Source organism: Corynebacterium kalidii (assembly GCF_022869005.1).
Taxonomy (GTDB): domain Bacteria; phylum Actinomycetota; class Actinomycetes; order Mycobacteriales; family Mycobacteriaceae; genus Corynebacterium; species Corynebacterium kalidii.
In genome coordinates, this window is sequence record NZ_JALIEA010000016.1 from 211,495 (window position 1) to 228,422 (window position 16,928).

The window sequence follows — 16,928 nt, forward strand, 5'->3', positions numbered from 1 at the left end:
CACGTTTGGGACAGAAACAAACTGTGATAATTGCAGAGATACTTCCGATACAACGGGACTACATTGAGGAGAAAGAGTGTCTGAGCGCATTGCACACAGCGGACTGAAGTCGAAGGTCATGTCGGCCGAGGAGGCCGCTGAGTTCGTCAACAACGGCGACAAGGTCGGCACCTCGGGATTCACCGGGGCGGGTTACCCCAAGGCCCTCCCCACCGCGATCGCTGAACGCGCCAAGGCCGCCCACGACCGTGGCGACGAGTTCCAGATCGAACTGTTCACCGGCGCCTCCACCGCCGTCGACTGCGACGGTGTCCTCGCCGAGGCCAACGCGATCAGCTACCGCACCCCGTACAACTCCGACCCGGTCCTGCGTGGGCAGATCAACGCCGGTGAGGCGAAGTACTGGGACATCCACCTGTCCCACCTGGGCAAGCAGGTGCAGGAAGGGTTCTTCGGCAAGTTCGACGTCGCCATCATCGAGGCCGTCGCCATCCGTGAGGACGGCACCGTCGTCCCGTCTTCCGCGGTGGGCAACAACATCGAGTTCATCGACGCCGCCGACAAGGTGATCATCGAGGTCAACGAGTGGCAGTCCCGCGACCTCGAGGGCATGCACGACATCTACCGCATCGAGCCGGCCGGGCAGCGCACCCCGATCAACATCACCGCGCCCGGTGACCGCATCGGCGGCACCGCCCTGGAGTTCGACACCAGCAAGGTCGTCGCCGTCGTCGAGACCGACCGTCCCGACCGCAACGCGCCGTTCACCCCGGCGGACGAGACCTCGAAGAAGATCGCCGGGCACTTCCTGGACTTCCTGGAGGGGGAGGTCCGCGCCGGCCGCCTGTCCTACGACCGGTACATCATGCAGTCGGGTGTCGGTAACGTGCCCAACGCCGTGATGGCGGGGCTGCTCGACTCCAAGTTCGAGAACATCACCGCCTACACCGAGGTCATCCAGGACGGCATGGTCGACCTGATCGACGCCGGCAAGATGACCGTCGCCTCGGCCACGTCCTTCTCCCTGTCCCCGGAGTATGCCGAGAAGATGAACGCGGAGGCCGCCCGCTACCGCGAGAGCATCATCCTGCGCCCGCAGCAGGTCTCGAACCACCCCGAGGTCATCCGTCGCCTCGGCCTGATCGCCACCAACGGCATGATCGAGGCCGACATCTACGGCAACATCAACTCCACCAACGTGTCCGGCTCGCGCGTGATGAACGGTATCGGCGGCTCGGGTGACTTCACCCGTAACGCCCAGGTCTCCTCGTTCATCAGCCCGTCGGTGGCCAAGGGCGGAGACATCTCGGCCATCGTGCCGTTCGCCTCCCACATCGACCACCACGAGCACGACGCCATGGTGATCATCACGGAGAACGGCTTCGCCGACCTGCGTGGCCTGGCACCGCGTGACCGTGTGAAGAAGATGGTCGACATCGCCCACGAGTCCTACCGTCCGCTGCTGGAGGAGTACGTCGAGGCTGCCTCGAAGAGCAAGTTCCAGCAGACCCCGCACGACCTGGCGAGGGCTTTCGAGTTCCACACCCGGTTCCTCGAGACCGGTTCGATGCACAAGTAGTGCATGCACTAGACTGAACGACGCACCTCGCCAGGCGGGGTGCGTTTGCGGGCCTTTAGCTCAGTTGGTAGAGCTACGGACTTTTAATCCGCAGGTCGTGGGTTCGAGCCCCACAGGGCCCACAAACAGTACGACCCCCGGTCAGTGATGGCCGGGGGTTTTGTCGGCTCTTCTCGTTTTGGAGTGCGGTGATCCGCTCCCTCAGCTGTCCGTTGATCGCCTCGACCGGCGCGTTGGATGCTCCGATGTACGAAGTGCGCCAGGATGTCATCACGGCGGTGCCACAGTGTCCGCCCGAGTTGCGCAAGCTCCTCCAACCCCCTCGGCAGCCCCGTGCGCAGGGTGTTGATCAGCCGCGTCATCACCTTCTTGCCCTCGGGCCTGCGCGGATGTGAGTACGCGGCGATGACGTCCTGGTAGAACCCCCAGGTGACCTGCAATGCCACGTAGTCATCGTCGGTGTCCCATAGCAGGCCGGGCGTTGCTTCTGCCGGTCGGTGAGATAGTCAGTCTTGGTCAGCAAGGCCCGGAGCTGCTGATCACGCTCAGCCAACCAGGGTCGCAGAACCTCGGCACTGCATCCCGGGCGCATGTCGATCAACGGTGTACGGTCCGTGCTCGTCGATACCGAGGACCCGGACCCCGTCCAGGTGGGTCCGGGCAGCATTGACAGGCTCGGCCTGAGAGCCCGGGGCATTGTCGGTTTCCATGCATCGAAACCACCATTGCCCCGGGCTCTCAGGCGCAGAGGGCTTTCGAGGTCTGGAAGGTTTTCCGGACGAAGGAGGTCTTAGCGCAGGTGACGTGCGGTAGCCGGATGTGTAGGCGAGGCGGCAAACCGACCATGGGCAGGTCGACCAGCTGCCGGGGCAGTGGTCGCCGACGGCGACCGAGGTGGCGTTGATGATGGTGATCGGTCCGGTGTCGGCGACGAGGTTCCCTGAATGGGGCACTTCCAAGGTCTTGGTTCGCCTCAGGTGGTGGCTTCGCAAGCTCCCGCCTTGTACTGGCCATGGCCTCCACATGTTGTGCCGCACCGATCCTGCCCCACCGTCAGCTACGCACGTCGAACCGCGACGAGCCGGCTTGTCGTCGCAGTGCAGGCGGCGCGCTGCCGTCCGGCAGACCCGAACGGGGGTGAAAACGGACATCCGGTGCCTGCTGCAGTGTTAAAGTCGGGTGGTCTCGTGCTGGTGTCGATCTGTGATGCGGAGGTGGTGGGTCGTGGAGCCCAGACCTGTCTTCTTCGTGTCCGACAGCACGGGCATCACCGCGGAGACCCAGGGGAATGCGTTGCTCGCCCAGTTCCCCGGATTCTCGTTCCGCCGGCGCGTACTCCCGTTCGTCGACTCCGTGGACGCCGCGGCCCGCGCGGTCGCGACCATCGCGGGGGAGGACGGCGCCGTGCCCATCGTCTTCGTCACGATCAGGGACGCCGAGGTCGCCGCCGTCGTCTCGACGGCCTCCGGTGAGGTCATCGACCTGCTGGGGGCGCACCTGGCGCACCTGGAGCAGTTCCTCGGTGCCGAACGCACCGGCACGTCCACGGAATACCACCGGGTCGGCGACCTCGGCCGTTACCACGACCGTATCAACGCCGTGGAATACACCATCGAGCACGACGACGCCGCGAGTTTCCGGGGTCTGGACAGCGCAGACCTGATCATCCTCGCGCCGTCGCGCTGCGGGAAGACCCCCACGGCGATGTACCTGGCGCTGCAGCACGGACTGCGGGTCGCCAACTACCCCCTGACCGACGACGACACCCCCGGCCACCTTCCGGACGCTGTCGCTCCTTTCCGCGACAGACTGTTCGGACTGACCACCACGGTGCAGCGACTCAGCCAGGTCCGGGGTGAACGTCGGCCCGGCAGCGACTACGCCAGCGTCCCCCGGTGCCGTACCGAACTCCGCCAGGCGGAGAAGCTCTACCGCTCCCACAGGATCCCCTACGTCGACTCCCACGCCATGAGTGTCGAGGAGATGTCCAGTGTCATCCTCACCCGGATGAACCTGCGGCAGCCGTAGGGGCCCGCCACCCACGGACAATGAACAGGAACACCACCATGGCCACTATCCTCCCCTTCACCGACATCGGCATGGACGACGTCGCCCAGGTCGGCGGCAAGAACGCCTCGCTCGGCGAGATGGTCGTCAACCTCGCCGACGCCGGGGTGCGCGTCCCGGGCGGCTTCGCCACGACGGCCGACGCCTTCCGCGACTTCCTCGCCGTCAACGGTCTCGACAAGCGCATCGAGGGGGTTCTGGAGGCCCTCGACACCGACGACGTCGCCGAACTGTCCCGGCGGGGCGGGCAGATCCGCGGGTGGATTCTCGAGCAGCCTTTCCCGCAGGACCTGGAACGCGACATCCGCGACGCCTACGAGGAGCTCGTCGCCGCCGACCCCCGTCCCGACGAGGTCACCTGGGCGGTGCGCTCCAGCGCGACGGCCGAGGACCTCCCGGACGCCTCCTTCGCCGGGCAGCAGGAGACCTTCCTGAACATCGGCGGCATCGACAACCTCCTCGAGGCGGTGAAGGCCGTCTTCGCCTCGCTCTACAACGACCGGGCGATCTCCTACCGTGTCCACCACGGGTTCGTGCATGCCGACGTGGCGCTGTCCGCAGGCGTCCAACGCATGGTGCGCACCGACATCGGGGCGTCCGGGGTGATGTTCACCGTCGACACCGAGTCCGGTTTCGACCGGGCAGTGTTCATCACCTCCTCCTACGGTCTCGGCGAGGCGGTGGTGCAGGGGGCGGTGAACCCGGACGAGTTCTACGTCCACAAGCCCGCGGTCAAGGCCGGGAAGTCCGGCAGGGACGCCGTCCTCTCCCGCACCGTGGGCGACAAGGCGGTAGCGATGCGGTACGCCGAGGGCACGGGGATCGACTCGGCGACCCGGTGGGAGGACGTCGCCGACGCCGACCGCGCCCGGTTCTCCATCGACGACGACGAGGTCACCGCACTCGCGCGGCACGCCGTGGCCATCGAGGAACACTACGGGCGTCCCATGGACATCGAGTGGGGGCGTGACGGGGTCGACGGCCAGCTCTACATCCTGCAGGCCCGCCCGGAGACGGTGGTCTCCCGACGCGGGCACGACGGCCAGGTCCTGACACGGTTCGAGATCGACCGTGACGCGGCGGACTCGGCGGAGGTTCTGGCGGAAGGCCGGTCGATCGGCCAACGGATCGGGTCGGGCCCGGTGCGCGTGCTGCGCTCCGTCCGCGACATGGACACGATGGCCACCGGGGACGTCCTGGTCGCCGAGATCACCGACCCGGACTGGGAACCGGTGATGAAGCGGGCCTCGGCGATCGTCACCGAGCGTGGGGGACGGACCTGCCACGCCGCGATCATCGCCCGGGAACTGGGCATCCCGGCGATCGTCGGTACCGGCGACGCGACATCGGTGCTGCCGGACGGGGAGGAGGTGACCGTCTCGTGCGCCGAAGGGGACACCGGGAGCGTCTACCGCGGGTCCGTCGCCTTCGAGGAGAAGGAGACCCGCCTGGACGCCATGCCCGGGATCCCGACGAAGCTGATGATGAACGTCGCCACCCCTGACCAGGCGTTCGCGTTCTCCTCGCTGCCCAACGACGGGGTCGGGCTGGCGCGCATGGAGTTCATCGTCAACCGGCAGATCGGGGTGCACCCCAGGGCGCTCCTCGAGCGGGAGTCGCTGCCCGCCGACGTGCGGTCGCAGGTCGACCGGATCACCGCCGCCTACCCGTCCCCCGAGGAGTTCTTCATCCGACGGGTGGCGGAAGGCGTGTCGACGATCGCCGCCGCCTTCCACCCGAAACCCGTGATCGTGCGTCTGTCGGACTTCAAGACCAACGAGTACGCCAACCTCCTCGCCGGCGAGCAGTTCGAGCCACGGGAAGAGAACCCGATGATCGGCTACCGCGGCGCGGCACGCTACGTCTCCGAGGAGTTCCGGGACTGCTTCGCCCTGGAATGCGAGGCGCTGCGCCGGGTCCGCGAGGAGATGGGCCTGGCCAATGTCCGGATCATGGTCCCGTTCGTGCGCACCGTGGAGGAACTGCAGGACGTGCTCCGGGTCATGGCGACCCACGGCCTGGTCCGTGGTTCCGGCGCCAGGGACGCCGACGGGCAGGGGCTGCAGGTCGTGATGATGTGCGAGGTGCCGTCGAACTACCTGCTGGCCGACGAGTTCCTCGACCACGTCGACGGATTCTCGATCGGGTCGAACGACATGACCCAGCTGGTGCTGGGTGTCGACCGGGACTCCGACCTGGTCGCCCACGACTTCGACGAGCGGAACCCGGCGGTCCTGAAGGTCATCGCCTCGGTCATCGGGTCCTGCCTCGCCCGCGGCAAGTACGTCGGAATCTGCGGGCAGGGTCCGTCCGACCACCCCGACCTCGCGGAATGGCTGGTGGAACAGGGCATCGGGTCGATGTCGCTGACACCCGACACGGTGGTGAAGACGTGGCTGACCCTGGCCGGAGCGGCAGCCGACGGAGCGGACACGTAGCACCGCCGTCCGTCCGGTCCAGTCCCGGCACGGGTACAGTGTCCCGGGTAACCCCTCACACGATCCGACCTCTCCAGGAGCCTCCAGTGAAACTCTCCGACCCGACGTCCGATGCTGTCCTGAAGAGGCTGCGGCGCGCCCGCGGCCAGCTGGACGGGGTCATCACGATGATCGAGGACGACCGCGACTGCCGTGACATCGTCACCCAGCTCGCCGCCGTCTCCCGGGCCCTGGACCGCGCCGGGGTCAAGGCCATCTCCGGCGGCATGCGCGACTGCCTCGCCGCCGCCGACGGGGAAGCCCCGGAGGACTGGGAGGACGAGATGGAGAAGCTCTTCCTGTCACTGGCGTGACCCGTGCCAGACCCGTGCCCGGCCCATGCCCGGTAGCCTTGTCCCGGTGATCCGAACGCTGCTGATCGACAACCACGACTCGTTCACCTGGAACCTCGTCCACGACCTCACCGCCGTCAACGGTGCGGCCCCCGTCGTCGTCCCGAATGACTGGGCCAGGTGGGAGTCCGAGGGCGAGGCCCTGCTGGCGTCCGTCGACAACGTGGTCGTCTCCCCGGGGCCGGGGACCCCGCTGCACCCCGCCGACGTCGGCATCGGCCCGGAGGTGGTCCGCGCCGCGGTGTCCCGGGGGCTGCCCGTCCTGGGCATCTGCCTTGGTCACCAGCTCATCGCCCACATGTACGGGGCGACGGTGGGGCCTGCGGCCGAACCGATGCACGGCAGACTGTCGCGCATCGACCACGACGGCAGCGACCTGTTCCACGGCCTGCCCACCACCTTCGAGGTGGTGCGCTACCACTCCCTCGCCGTGTCGGACGTCCCGCCGCAGGTGGAGGTCACCGCACGGAGCACCGACGGCACCGTCATGGGGCTCCGCGTCCCGGGGCAGTCGCTGTGGGGCGTGCAGTTCCACCCGGAGTCGGTGAAGTCCGGCCACGGCCGCGGACTCCTGGCGAACTTCGCCACGGTGACCCGGAGCCACGGGCGGATCCGCACCGTGCACGACACGACGGTGGCACTGCCCGCCGGCGACACCCGGGTCCTCACCGCGGAACTCTTCGACCGGCTCTACGGCGACCCGTCCGCCGCACGGTACGCGGTGTGGCTCGACGGCAACCGCGCCGACGACCCACGGGCCCGGTACAGCGTCATGGGGGCGTCCGACACCGTCGTGACCGCGGACGTCGCCACCGGGACGCTGGAGGTGTCCCGGGACGGTGGACGACACGTCGTCGACGGCGACGTCCTGAGCTGGCTGCAGACCGACCTCGCGCAGTGGAACACCACAGACAGCACAGACAGCACAGACAGCACAGACAGCACAGACACCGCGTCCGGCGCCGCCCGGGACACCGGCTTCCGGCTCGGGTGGGTGGGGTACCTCGGCTACGGGGTGAAACAGGACTGCTCCACGGGGGAGGGGGCGGCGAACCGCCACCTGTCACCGATCCCGGACGCCGGACTGCTGTTCCTCAGCAGGGCCGTCGTCGTCGACCACCACACCGCCGAGGCCCACCTCCTCACACTCGACGGGGAGCAGGGGCGGCCGTGGCAGGACGAGACCGCCGCGGTGATCCGCGGACTGACCGGCCAGACACCGCCGGACGCCGGGCCGGCCGGGGTCACGGTCACACTCCACGACCGCGCCGCGTACACCGGCAAGGTCCGTGAGATCCAGCGGCTGATCGGGGAGGGGGAGACCTACGAGGCCTGCCTGACCACCACCCTGGAGGCGACGCTCGACGCTGCGCCCGACACCCCTCCGGACACCCTCGACCTCTACCGTCGGCTCCGGCGCGACAACCCCGCCCCCTTCGGCGCCTACCTCCGCCTGCCCGGGGCGACGGTGATGTCGACCTCGCCGGAGCGCTTCCTCAGCGTCGACGCCCACGGGCGCGTCGTCTCGTCACCGATCAAGGGGACCCGCCCGGTGGGGGACACCCCGCAGGAGGACGAGGACATCCGTGCCGAACTCCGGGCCAGCGAGAAAGACCGCGCGGAGAACCTCATGATCGTCGACCTCGTCCGGCATGACCTGGGCCGCGTCGCCGCGCCGGGCACCGTGGACGTCCCGGAGCTCTTCGGCGTGGAGAGCTACGCGACGGTCCACCAGCTGGTCAGCACCGTCACCGCGGAGTTGGGCGACGGCGTCGACGGGATCGACGCGGTCCGGGCCGCGTTCCCGCCGGGGTCGATGACCGGCGCGCCGAAGGAACGTACCCTGCGGATCCTCGAGGAGCTGGAGGACGGGCCACGCGGGGTCTACAGCGGAGCGGTGGGGTACTTCTCCCTCGACGGGGCGGTCGACCTGTCGGTGGTGATCCGCACCCTGGTGGCCGAGTACACCGCGGAGGGCTCCTTCAGCAGGTTGAGCTACGGGGTCGGGGGCGCGGTGGTGTCCCAGTCCACCCCGGACGGCGAATACGACGAGACCGTGGTCAAGGCCGCGCCCCTGCTGAGGCTCTGACGGTGCCAGACGGTGCCAGACGGTGCCAGACGGCGCATCTGACGGCACTGCCCCGCCGGGCCTCGACTAGTCTCGGTGGGCATGCACAACGATGGGGAACACGATGACGTGAAGGACCTCCGGGACGCCGTCGCCGCCGTCCGGGCCAGGGTCGACGCCGCCGCGCTGGCGGCGGGGCGGGACCCGGCGGAGGTCAGGCTCCTCCCGGTGAGCAAGACCGTCCCGGTCGAGCGGCTCCGCTCCGCCGTGACGGCCGGGATGCACGAGTTCGCCGAGAACAAGCCGCAGGAGGTCCAGCGCAAGGCCGTGGAGATGGCCGACCTGCCGGTGCGGTGGATCGCCATCGGGCATCTGCAGACCAACAAGGCCAGGATGGTGGCCGAACACGCCCATGAGTTCCAGGCGCTCGACTCGGTACGCCTGGCCGAGGCGCTGCAACGCCGTCTGGAGATGGTGGACCGCTCCCTGGATGTGCTGGTCCAGGTCAACACGTCCGGTGAGGAGTCGAAGACCGGGGCGCGTCCGGACGAGGTCGCGACGGTCCTTGAGACGGCGGCGCGGTGCGACCGGCTGCGTGTCCGCGGTTTCATGACCGTGGCCGCCAACACCACCGACACCGGGGAGGTCCGCCGGTGTTTCTCCGATCTCCGGGGGATCCTCGCCCGCGCGCGTGAGGACGCGGTGGTGGACCCGGAACTGCTCACCGAACTGTCCATGGGGATGTCGGGTGACTTCCGTACCGCGATCGAGGAGGGCGCGACGTGTGTCCGCGTGGGGACGGCCATCTTCGGGGCCCGTGACTACCCGGAGAAATAGTGTCTGACCTGCCTACTGTCGGCCGTGTTGGTGAATCCGTGGTCGGTAGTTTATTCTGAACGGGCTGCCGAACAGGAGCGGACACGGTCACCGTGTGTGCTACTGCTTGAGGTAGGGCTCCCATCGTCTAGTGGCCTAGGACTCCGCCCTTTCACGGCGGCAACACGGGTTCGAATCCCGTTGGGAGTACTGCGAAAGATTCGTCTTCCGTACAACCAGAATATGGCCCTGTGGCGCAGTTGGTTAGCGCGCCGCCCTGTCACGGCGGAGGTCGCGAGTTCAAGTCTCGTCAGGGTCGCAAGATATGCAGCGGGCGTACACCACCACGGTGTACGCCCGCTGCGTCGTTTGTGCATGGGGATGATCTAGGTTGTGGGTATGCGTTACTCCATCCTCGACCGCGCGAACGTCGTCTCCGGGGCCACCGACGGCGAGGCCCTGCGTCGTGTCGTGGACCGCGCCCGGGCGGCCGAGGAGCTCGGCTACCACCGGTTCCTCGTCGCCGAGCACCACGGCGTCCCGGGCATCGCCGGCAGTGCCCCGGCAGTGCTCGCCGCCGCGGTGGGGCAGGCGACGTCGACGGTCCGGGTCGGCACGGCCGGGATCATGGTGCTCGACCATGCGCCGGTCGTCGTCGCCGAGCAGGCGGCGGTGCTGCAGGCACTGTTCCCGGGACGGGTCGACATCGGGCTCGGTGCGTCGGTGGGGTTCACCCCGGCGGTCCGTCGCGCGCTGCGGCAGCCGGAGGACGCCGGGGAGGCCCGTGAGGGGTTCGCCGCGGCGCTCCGGGAGGTCGTGGGCTACCTCAGGGGGCGTTCGGAGGTGACGCTGCGTCCGTGGGTCGACGAGCCCCCTGCGCTGCACCTGCTGACCGGCGGGTCGCGCCGGTCGCTCGACCTGGCCGGGGAACTGGACCTCGGGGTGGTGCTCGGCGGGCCTGAACCGGCCCGTGTCGACGGGGCCGTCGTCTCCTGCCAGGTGGCGGCGGCGGACAGCCGCGAGGAGGCACGGGACCTCGTCCTGCCGGAGGTGTGGGCACAGGTCATGGCGAGGACCACCGGTCGTTTCATGCCGCTGCAGCCGGTCGGTGAGCTGGACGAGGCCGACCTGACCGCCCAGCAGCGTCGTCGCGTGACCCGGGGACTCGAGGCGACGATCCACGGCACACCGGACGAGGTGGCCGCGGAGGTGGCCGCCCTGGCGCGACGGACGGGGGCCTCGGAGCTGTTGGTGACCGGCGGGGCGTCGGACCGGGCCGGGCAGGCGCGCAGCGACGGGATCCTGGCCGGGATTCTCCCGAAGATCGTGCCTTGACCTCGCAATTTGTCTGATTCCCGGGATGCTGTGTACAGTATCCCATCGTGCACAGCGATCGGGTTCAGTCCGGTCACGGTGATGCACGGCCCTGTGGCGCAGTTGGTTAGCGCGCCGCCCTGTCACGGCGGAGGTCGCGAGTTCAAGTCTCGTCAGGGTCGCCAGTCAGTCCGTAGGTCCGCCTCCGGGCTTTCTTGCCCAGATAGCTCAGTTGGTAGAGCGTACGCCTGAAAAGTGTAAGGTCCCTGGTTCGATCCCTGGTCTGGGCACAACAGGAACATCCCCCTCGGCACAGCGGTGCCGAGGGGGATTTCCGTATGTCCGTGCCCGCGCCGCCGGCGGCGGGAACGCCTAGACTCGGTGCCATGAGTACCGAGAACATCTCCGTGACCCACGACATCGACGCCAGCCGCTACGTGCTGCAGGTCGACGGCACCGTCGCCGGTTACGCGGCCTACGTGCAGCTCGGCGGGGTCCGGGACTTCAACCACACGGTCGTCGATCCGGCGTTCCGCGGCCAGGGCCTGTCGGCCCCGTTGATCTCGGCCGCCCTGGACGCCACCCGGGCCGAGGGCTTCGGCGTCCTGCCGAGCTGTTCGGCGGTGGAGGCGTTCATCGCGAAGAACCCGGGGTACGCCGACCTGGTGCAGTAGATCCCGTGCGGTGGGCCCCGGGCGTTCAGATGTTGTTCTGCATGTCGTTGACGTAGCCCGCGGGGTCGACCAGGGGGGTCCGTTCGTCGGCCTTGCGGTGCCGCACCTTCGCCGGCGCGCCGATGAGGATCGAGTCGGCCGGTGCGTCCTTCGTGACGACGGAGTTGGCGCCGATGGCGGAGCGGGCGCCGATGGTGATCGGGCCGAGGACCTTCGCCCCGGCACCGACCATGACACCGTCACCGATGGTGGGGTGCCGCTTGCGCTGGACCAGTTCGGAGCCGCCGAGGGTGACCCCGTGGTACAGCATCACGTCGTCGCCGATCTCCGCGGTCTCGCCGATGACCACACCCATGCCGTGGTCGATGAAGAACCGGCGTCCGACCGTGGCTCCGGGGTGGATCTCGACGCCGGTGAGGAACCGGGTGAACTGGCTGAGGACGCGGGCGGGGCCCTTGGCGCCACGGATCCACAGGCGGTGGGCGATGCGGTGGCTCCAGATCGCGTGGAGACCGGAGTACACCAGTGCGTTCTCGAGGTCACCGCGGGCCGCTGGGTCGTGTGTCCTCGCGTTGTCCAGGTCTTCCTTGATGGTGCGCAGCAGACTCACCGGCGGAGTCCTCCTTCTTGTCGTGCGTCAGCGTTTTCTCGGTACTGCATGGAGAACGGCCTCGGTGCTCGGTCACGTCCGTGCAGGTGCGTGTCACCTGATGATACGGGCGTCTCCGTGCTCCGGGGCCGTGGGTTTTCTCGGGCGGGACAGGCGCTAGTCGCGCAGGTCGTCGAACAGGAGGGTGGAGACGTAGCGCTCACCGAAGTCGGCGACGACCGCGACGATCAGCTTGTCCTCGTTCTCCGGCTTCCTGGCTTCCTCGAGCGCCGCCCAGATGTTCGCGCCGGTGGAGATGCCGACGAGGATGCCTTCCTTGGCGGCGAGTTCGCGGGCGTACTTGACGGAGTCCTCGATGGTGGCGTCGTAGACGTCGTCCAGGATGTCCTTGTTCAGGTTGTCCGGGAAGAAGTTGGTGCCGATGCCCTGGATCTTGTGCGGGCCGAAGGTGCCCTCGGTCAGGAGCGGGGAGTCCTTGGGCTCGACGCCGATCACGCGGACGTTCTCGTTCTGCTCCTTGAGGTACTTGCCGGCACCGGAAACGGTGCCGCCGGTGCCGACGCCGGCGATGAACACGTCGACGGCGCCGTCGGTGTCCTCCCAGATCTCCGGGCCGGTCGTCCGGTAGTGGACCTCGGGGTTGGCGGGGTTGGCGAACTGACGGGCCAGCACGGCGTTCTCAGTGGACTCGACGATCTCGTTCGCCTTGTCGACGGCACCCTGCATGCCGGCGGGCGGGGGCGTGAGGACCAGCTCGGCGCCGAGGGCGCGCAGCATGATGCGACGCTCCAGGGACATGGACTCGGGCATGGTCAGGATGACCTTGTAGCCGCGGGCGGCGCCGACGGTGGCCAGGGCGATACCGGTGTTGCCGGAGGTCGCCTCGACGATCGTCCCACCGGGCTTGAGGGACCCGTCCTTCTCGGCGGCCTCGATGATCGCCACGCCGATGCGGTCCTTGACGGAGTTGCCGGGGTTGGCGGACTCGAGCTTCACGGCGACGGTGCCGGGCAGTCCCTCGGTGAGCCTGTTCAGCTTCACCAGGGGAGTGTTGCCGATCAGGTCAGTGATGTTCTCGTAGATCTTAGCCATGCTGGTGAATGGTCCTTTCGTTTCCCTCAGCCTGACAGACCGATCGGTCTGTCTGTATGTTTCGGCCAGTCTACACAATCTTCAGCCGCTACGCCACGGGACGCGGGGGCGGAGCCGGCCTGTGGAGGCGCCTGCTGTGACACAATCGAGGTATGAGTGAACAGACAGGGCAACAGCCCGAGACAATCATCACGAGCACCGGGGGAGTGGACGGGGCCGTCGCCACGATCACGCTCAACCGGCCCCGGGCGCTCAACGCGCTGAACCAGACGGTCATGGAGGAGGTCATCGCGGCGCTCGAGACCTTCGACGCCGACCCGTGTGTCCGGGCGATCGTCGTCACCGGTTCCGAGAAGGCGTTCGCCGCCGGTGCGGACATCACCCAGATGAAGGACCAGACCTGGCCCGACATCAAGCTCAGGCGGTTCTACGCCATGTGGGAACGTGTCTCCACGGTGCAGACACCGATCATCACCGCGGTCTCCGGGTTCGCGCTCGGCGGCGGATGCGAGCTGGCGATGATGGGCGACATCATCCTGGCCAGCGAGAAGGCGAAGTTCGGGCAGCCGGAGATCACCCTGGGCGTGATCCCGGGTATGGGCGGAACCCAGCGCCTGACCCGCGCGGTCGGGAAGTACAAGGCCATGGACCTGATCCTCACCGGCCGGATGATGGGTGCCGAGGAGGCCGAGCGTGCGGGCCTGGTCTCCCGCGTCCTCCCGGCCGAGGGGTTCCTGGACGAGGTCGCGACCGTCGCCGACACGGTGGCGGCGCAGTCGGCCGTGGCGTTGGCGGCGGCCACCGAGGCGGTCGACGCCGCACTGAACACGCCGCTGCAGGAAGGCCTCCGGCAGGAGCGGGAGGCGTTCTGGGGGATGTTCGCCACCGAGGACCAGAAAGAGGGCATGAGCGCATTCGTCGAGAAGCGCACGCCGGAATGGAAGCACCGCTGAGATGACGAAGACCACTGAACTCACCAGGACGATCGACCTCCCGCTCGAGACGGTCCGCGACATCGTGTCGTCGGAGGATTACCTCCTCACCGTCGACGACGCCTCCACCTCGAAGCTCGTCCTCTCCGAGGCGGAGCGCACCGTGGACGACGACGGGACGGTCCACGCCAGGGTCGTCGCGGCCCAGGAGAAGGAGGACGGGAGCCCTGGCTTCGGCATCGAGCAGATCACGGACATCACGCCGGTCTCCGGGGACGGTTTCGTGGCCACGACGGTGACACCACTGCCCAAGGGGATCGGGAAACTGACGATGGTCATGAACTACACCCGGGCAGGGGAGTCGACTGTCACGGCGCACATCGAGGTCATCGCCGACTGCCGGATTCCCCTGGTGGGCGGGAAGATCGCGAAGAAACTCCTCGAGAGCTCCGACGAGGGCGTCGACAAGGCGGTGGACAGGATCCGCCGGATGGCCGCCGGTTAGGGAGGGAAACGGGGGTGTCCGGCTTTTGTTTACCGGGGGTGGGAAGCAACCCCGGCATCGGGGGCGACCTCATGACCTGCGGGTTTTGGGGGAGTGCTCAGATCTTTCTATACTCAAGATCTGTAAAACCCCGTGTTCCCCCGCACTCGGGTGTGACCTGATCGGGGGTGACAGCCGATCTCTACAGAAAGGTGCGCCGTGGACCAGCAGCGTCACCGGGATGATGACGACGCCATCCGATCAGCACTGTCGTCACTGAAGAACTCGACGGGGATTCCCGTCACGATGTTCGGGTCGTGCCAGCCGGACGGACGCATGGTGATCAACCAGTGGGTGGGGTTGCGGACGCCGGCGCTCAACAACCTCACCATCGACTCGGGCCAGGGGGTCGGCGGCAGGGTGATGGCCACCCGTCGCCCGGTCGGTGTCTCGGATTACGCGCGCGCCAAGTCGATCACCCACGAGTACGACCGTCCCGTCCGGGACGAGGGACTGCACTCCATCGTCGCCGTACCGGTGATCGTCGGAAGGGACATGCGGGGCGTGCTCTACGCCGGGGTCCACTCCCCGGTCCGGATGGGGGACAAGGTCCTGGAGGAGGTCACGATGACCGCCCGGGTGCTGGAGCAGGACCTGGCGGTCAACAACGCGCTGCGTCGCACGGAGGTCGGGACGGCCCGGGAGTCGTCGGCGAAGCCTCCCCGCGCGATGACCGGTGCGGAGTGGGAACAGGTCCGCGCGACCCATTCCCGGCTGCGGATGCTCGCCAACCGCGTCGTCGACGACGACATCCGGCGTGACCTGGAGATCCTCTGCGACCAGATGGTCAGCCCGGTACGGGTGAAACAGACCACGAAGCTCTCCGCCCGTGAGCTCGACGTGCTCGCCTGCGTGGCGTTGGGGCATACCAACGTCGAAGCGGCCGAGGAGATGGGGATCGGTGCCGAGACGGTGAAGAGCTACCTGCGCTCGGTGATGCGCAAGCTCGGGGCGCACACCCGGTACGAGGCGGTCAACGCCGCACGCAGGATCGGCGCCCTTCCCTGATCCCCGGGTAGGATGGGACGGGTGAAAGATCATTTCCTCGTAACTGGCGGTGCCCGTCTCAACGGTTCGGTCCGGGTGGACGGCGCGAAGAACAGCGTCCTGAAACTCATGTCGGCAGCTCTCCTCGCGGAAGGGACGACCGTTCTACGGAACTGCCCCGATATCGCCGACGTCCCCTATATGGCGGAGGTCCTCCGGGGCCTGGGGTGCGAGGTTGAACTGGACGGGGGGACCGTCACGATCCACACGCCGGCCGAGATCTCCTCGGACGCGGACATCGACGCGGTCCGTCAGTTCCGCGCGTCGGTATGCGTGCTCGGACCGCTGACCGCCCGGTGCCATCGGGCGGTGGTCGCGCTGCCGGGGGGAGACGCGATCGGCAGCCGCCCGCTGGACATGCACCAGTCGGGCCTCGAGAAGCTGGGGGCGAAGACCCGGATCGAGCACGGATGTGTGGTCACGGAGGCCGAGCGGCTCACCGGTGCGCGGGTCATGCTGGACTTCCCCTCGGTCGGGGCGACGGAGAACATCCTGACCGCGGCGGTCCTCGCCGAGGGGACGACGGTCCTGGACAACGCCGCGCGGGAACCCGAGATCGTCGACCTGTGCCTGATGCTGCGGGACATGGGTGCCCAGCTGGAGGGCGAGGGGAGCAACACGATCACCGTCACGGGTGTCGACAAGCTCAACCCGGTCGACCACGAGGTCGTCGGCGACAGGATCGTCGCGGGGACGTGGGCCTACGCCGCGGCCATGACACGTGGCGACATCACCGTCGGCGGTATCGACCCGGCACACCTGCACCTCGTGCTCGAGAAGCTGAAGCTCGTCGGTGCGAAGGTGGAGACCTACCCGTCGGGGTTCCGGGTGTCGCAGGAGGAACGCCCCACGGCGGTGGACTACCAGACCCTGCCGTTCCCGGGGTTCCCGACCGACCTCCAGCCGATGGCCATCGCACTGTGCGCGGTGAGCGAGGGCATGAGTGTGATCACCGAGAACATCTTCGAGTCCCGGTTCCGGTTCGTCGACGAGATGACACGCCTCGGGGCGGACATGACCATCGACGGTCACCACGTGAGTATCCGCGGTGTCGAGGAGCTCAGCAGCGCACCGGTCTGGTCGTCGGACATCCGTGCCGGGGCCGGCCTGGTCCTCGCCGGACTGTGTGCCGACGGCGTTACCCAGGTCAACGACGTCTTCCACATCGACCGTGGTTACCCCGGGTTCGTGGAGAAGCTGGTGGACCTCGGGGCGACGGTGACGCGCGAGTCCGCGGGGTCGGGACGCCACTCCAAGGACTGACCTGGTGTTTTGTGTCTGTGGTGGGTGCTGTGTAGATTAATGCGAGTCAGAGCGACCGGCGCTGCACAGTGTGTGGGTTGTTGTTCTGAGTG

At 68.0% G+C, this 16,928-nt stretch carries 14 protein-coding genes, 5 tRNA genes and 1 pseudogene; 17 read left to right on the forward strand and 3 right to left on the reverse strand.

Annotation, left to right across the window (positions count from 1 at the left end; genetic code table 11):
• Positions 1–76 precede the first annotated feature (76 nt).
• The gene (gene scpC, locus MUN33_RS10575; RefSeq protein WP_244804871.1) at positions 77–1,579 is read left to right on the forward strand and encodes a succinyl-CoA:acetate CoA-transferase ScpC; all 1,503 of its coding nucleotides are present in this window, start codon (positions 77–79) and stop codon (positions 1,577–1,579) included.
• 49 nt (positions 1,580–1,628) lie between these two features.
• Positions 1,629–1,701: transfer RNA gene (locus MUN33_RS10580), tRNA-Lys, on the forward strand.
• An 80-nt stretch (positions 1,702–1,781) separates the two neighbouring features.
• Here the strand turns inward: MUN33_RS10580 and MUN33_RS14310 are convergent.
• A pseudogene (locus tag MUN33_RS14310) lies at positions 1,782–2,604 on the reverse strand (transposase); the annotation flags it as partial.
• Positions 2,605–2,803: 199 nt separating this feature from the next.
• Here MUN33_RS14310 and MUN33_RS10590 point away from each other — a divergent pair.
• The 11 genes from MUN33_RS10590 to MUN33_RS10640 all read left to right on the forward strand — a co-directional run bounded on the left by MUN33_RS10590 (position 2,804) and on the right by MUN33_RS10640 (position 11,348).
• Complete coding sequence (locus MUN33_RS10590; protein WP_244804872.1) at positions 2,804–3,607, forward strand: pyruvate, water dikinase regulatory protein; 804 nt, start codon at positions 2,804–2,806, stop codon at positions 3,605–3,607.
• Between the two features lie 38 nt (positions 3,608–3,645).
• The gene (ppsA, locus tag MUN33_RS10595; protein ID WP_244804873.1) at positions 3,646–6,084 is read left to right on the forward strand and encodes a phosphoenolpyruvate synthase; all 2,439 of its coding nucleotides are present in this window, start codon (positions 3,646–3,648) and stop codon (positions 6,082–6,084) included.
• A gap of 86 nt (positions 6,085–6,170) precedes the next feature.
• Positions 6,171–6,437, forward strand: coding sequence for a metal-sensitive transcriptional regulator (locus tag MUN33_RS10600; RefSeq protein WP_244804874.1), 267 nt, complete (start codon positions 6,171–6,173; stop codon positions 6,435–6,437).
• 46 nt (positions 6,438–6,483) lie between these two features.
• The gene (gene pabB / locus MUN33_RS10605) at positions 6,484–8,565 is read left to right on the forward strand and encodes an aminodeoxychorismate synthase component I (protein ID WP_244804875.1); all 2,082 of its coding nucleotides are present in this window, start codon (positions 6,484–6,486) and stop codon (positions 8,563–8,565) included.
• Positions 8,566–8,646: 81 nt separating this feature from the next.
• Positions 8,647–9,381 (forward strand): YggS family pyridoxal phosphate-dependent enzyme, encoded by a 735-nt coding sequence (locus MUN33_RS10610; RefSeq protein WP_244804876.1) that lies wholly within the window; start codon positions 8,647–8,649, stop codon positions 9,379–9,381.
• A 116-nt stretch (positions 9,382–9,497) separates the two neighbouring features.
• Positions 9,498–9,570 (forward strand) — tRNA-Glu (locus MUN33_RS10615).
• 35 nt (positions 9,571–9,605) lie between these two features.
• Positions 9,606–9,679: transfer RNA gene (locus MUN33_RS10620), tRNA-Asp, on the forward strand.
• Positions 9,680–9,759: 80 nt separating this feature from the next.
• Positions 9,760–10,695 carry an MsnO8 family LLM class oxidoreductase gene (locus tag MUN33_RS10625; protein WP_244804877.1) on the forward strand — a complete coding sequence of 312 codons (936 nt, stop codon included), beginning with the start codon at positions 9,760–9,762 and terminating at the stop codon, positions 10,693–10,695.
• Positions 10,696–10,782: 87 nt separating this feature from the next.
• Positions 10,783–10,859 (forward strand) — tRNA-Asp (locus tag MUN33_RS10630).
• 32 nt (positions 10,860–10,891) lie between these two features.
• Positions 10,892–10,964: transfer RNA gene (locus tag MUN33_RS10635), tRNA-Phe, on the forward strand.
• Positions 10,965–11,060: 96 nt separating this feature from the next.
• Positions 11,061–11,348, forward strand: coding sequence for a GNAT family N-acetyltransferase (locus MUN33_RS10640; protein WP_244804878.1), 288 nt, complete (start codon positions 11,061–11,063; stop codon positions 11,346–11,348).
• Between the two features lie 25 nt (positions 11,349–11,373).
• On the opposite strand, the gene epsC is transcribed toward MUN33_RS10640, so the two are convergent.
• Together epsC and cysK are read right to left on the reverse strand one after the other, a co-directional pair.
• On the reverse strand, positions 11,374–11,958 hold the full coding sequence (gene epsC / locus MUN33_RS10645) for a serine O-acetyltransferase EpsC (protein WP_244804879.1): 585 nt from the start codon (positions 11,956–11,958) through the stop codon (positions 11,374–11,376).
• Between the two features lie 156 nt (positions 11,959–12,114).
• Positions 12,115–13,050 carry a cysteine synthase A gene (cysK, locus tag MUN33_RS10650; RefSeq protein WP_244804880.1) on the reverse strand — a complete coding sequence of 312 codons (936 nt, stop codon included), beginning with the start codon at positions 13,048–13,050 and terminating at the stop codon, positions 12,115–12,117.
• 152 nt (positions 13,051–13,202) lie between these two features.
• Here cysK and MUN33_RS10655 point away from each other — a divergent pair, with 152 nt between their 5' ends.
• The 4 genes from MUN33_RS10655 (at position 13,203) to murA (ending at position 16,836) form a co-directional block, all read left to right on the forward strand.
• Positions 13,203–14,003, forward strand: coding sequence for an enoyl-CoA hydratase-related protein (locus tag MUN33_RS10655; protein ID WP_244804881.1), 801 nt, complete (start codon positions 13,203–13,205; stop codon positions 14,001–14,003).
• A gap of 1 nt (position 14,004) precedes the next feature.
• On the forward strand, positions 14,005–14,487 hold the full coding sequence (locus tag MUN33_RS10660) for a DUF2505 family protein (RefSeq protein ID WP_244804882.1): 483 nt from the start codon (positions 14,005–14,007) through the stop codon (positions 14,485–14,487).
• Positions 14,488–14,685: 198 nt separating this feature from the next.
• Positions 14,686–15,534: an acetate metabolism transcriptional regulator RamA gene (gene ramA, locus MUN33_RS10665; RefSeq protein ID WP_244804883.1), complete on the forward strand. Its 849-nt coding sequence runs from the start codon at positions 14,686–14,688 to the stop codon at positions 15,532–15,534.
• A 21-nt stretch (positions 15,535–15,555) separates the two neighbouring features.
• Entirely contained in the window at positions 15,556–16,836 is a 1,281-nt protein-coding gene (gene murA / locus MUN33_RS10670; RefSeq protein ID WP_244804884.1) for a UDP-N-acetylglucosamine 1-carboxyvinyltransferase, read from the forward strand.
• Positions 16,837–16,928: the final 92 nt, after the last annotated feature.

What these genes read in the sequence shown, in the direction of transcription:
- ppsA (WP_244804873.1), top strand. Translation starts at nt 3,646, where the DNA reads ATGGCCACTATCCTCCCCTTCACCGACATCGGCATGGACGACGTCGCC.
- MUN33_RS10610 (WP_244804876.1), top strand. Translation starts at nt 8,647, where the DNA reads ATGCACAACGATGGGGAACACGATGACGTGAAGGACCTCCGGGACGCC.
- MUN33_RS10625 (WP_244804877.1), top strand. Translation starts at nt 9,760, where the DNA reads ATGCGTTACTCCATCCTCGACCGCGCGAACGTCGTCTCCGGGGCCACC.
- MUN33_RS10640 (WP_244804878.1), top strand. Translation starts at nt 11,061, where the DNA reads ATGAGTACCGAGAACATCTCCGTGACCCACGACATCGACGCCAGCCGC.
- cysK (WP_244804880.1), bottom strand. Translation starts at nt 13,050, where the DNA reads ATGGCTAAGATCTACGAGAACATCACTGACCTGATCGGCAACACTCCC.
- MUN33_RS10655 (WP_244804881.1), top strand. Translation starts at nt 13,203, where the DNA reads ATGAGTGAACAGACAGGGCAACAGCCCGAGACAATCATCACGAGCACC.
- MUN33_RS10660 (WP_244804882.1), top strand. Translation starts at nt 14,005, where the DNA reads ATGACGAAGACCACTGAACTCACCAGGACGATCGACCTCCCGCTCGAG.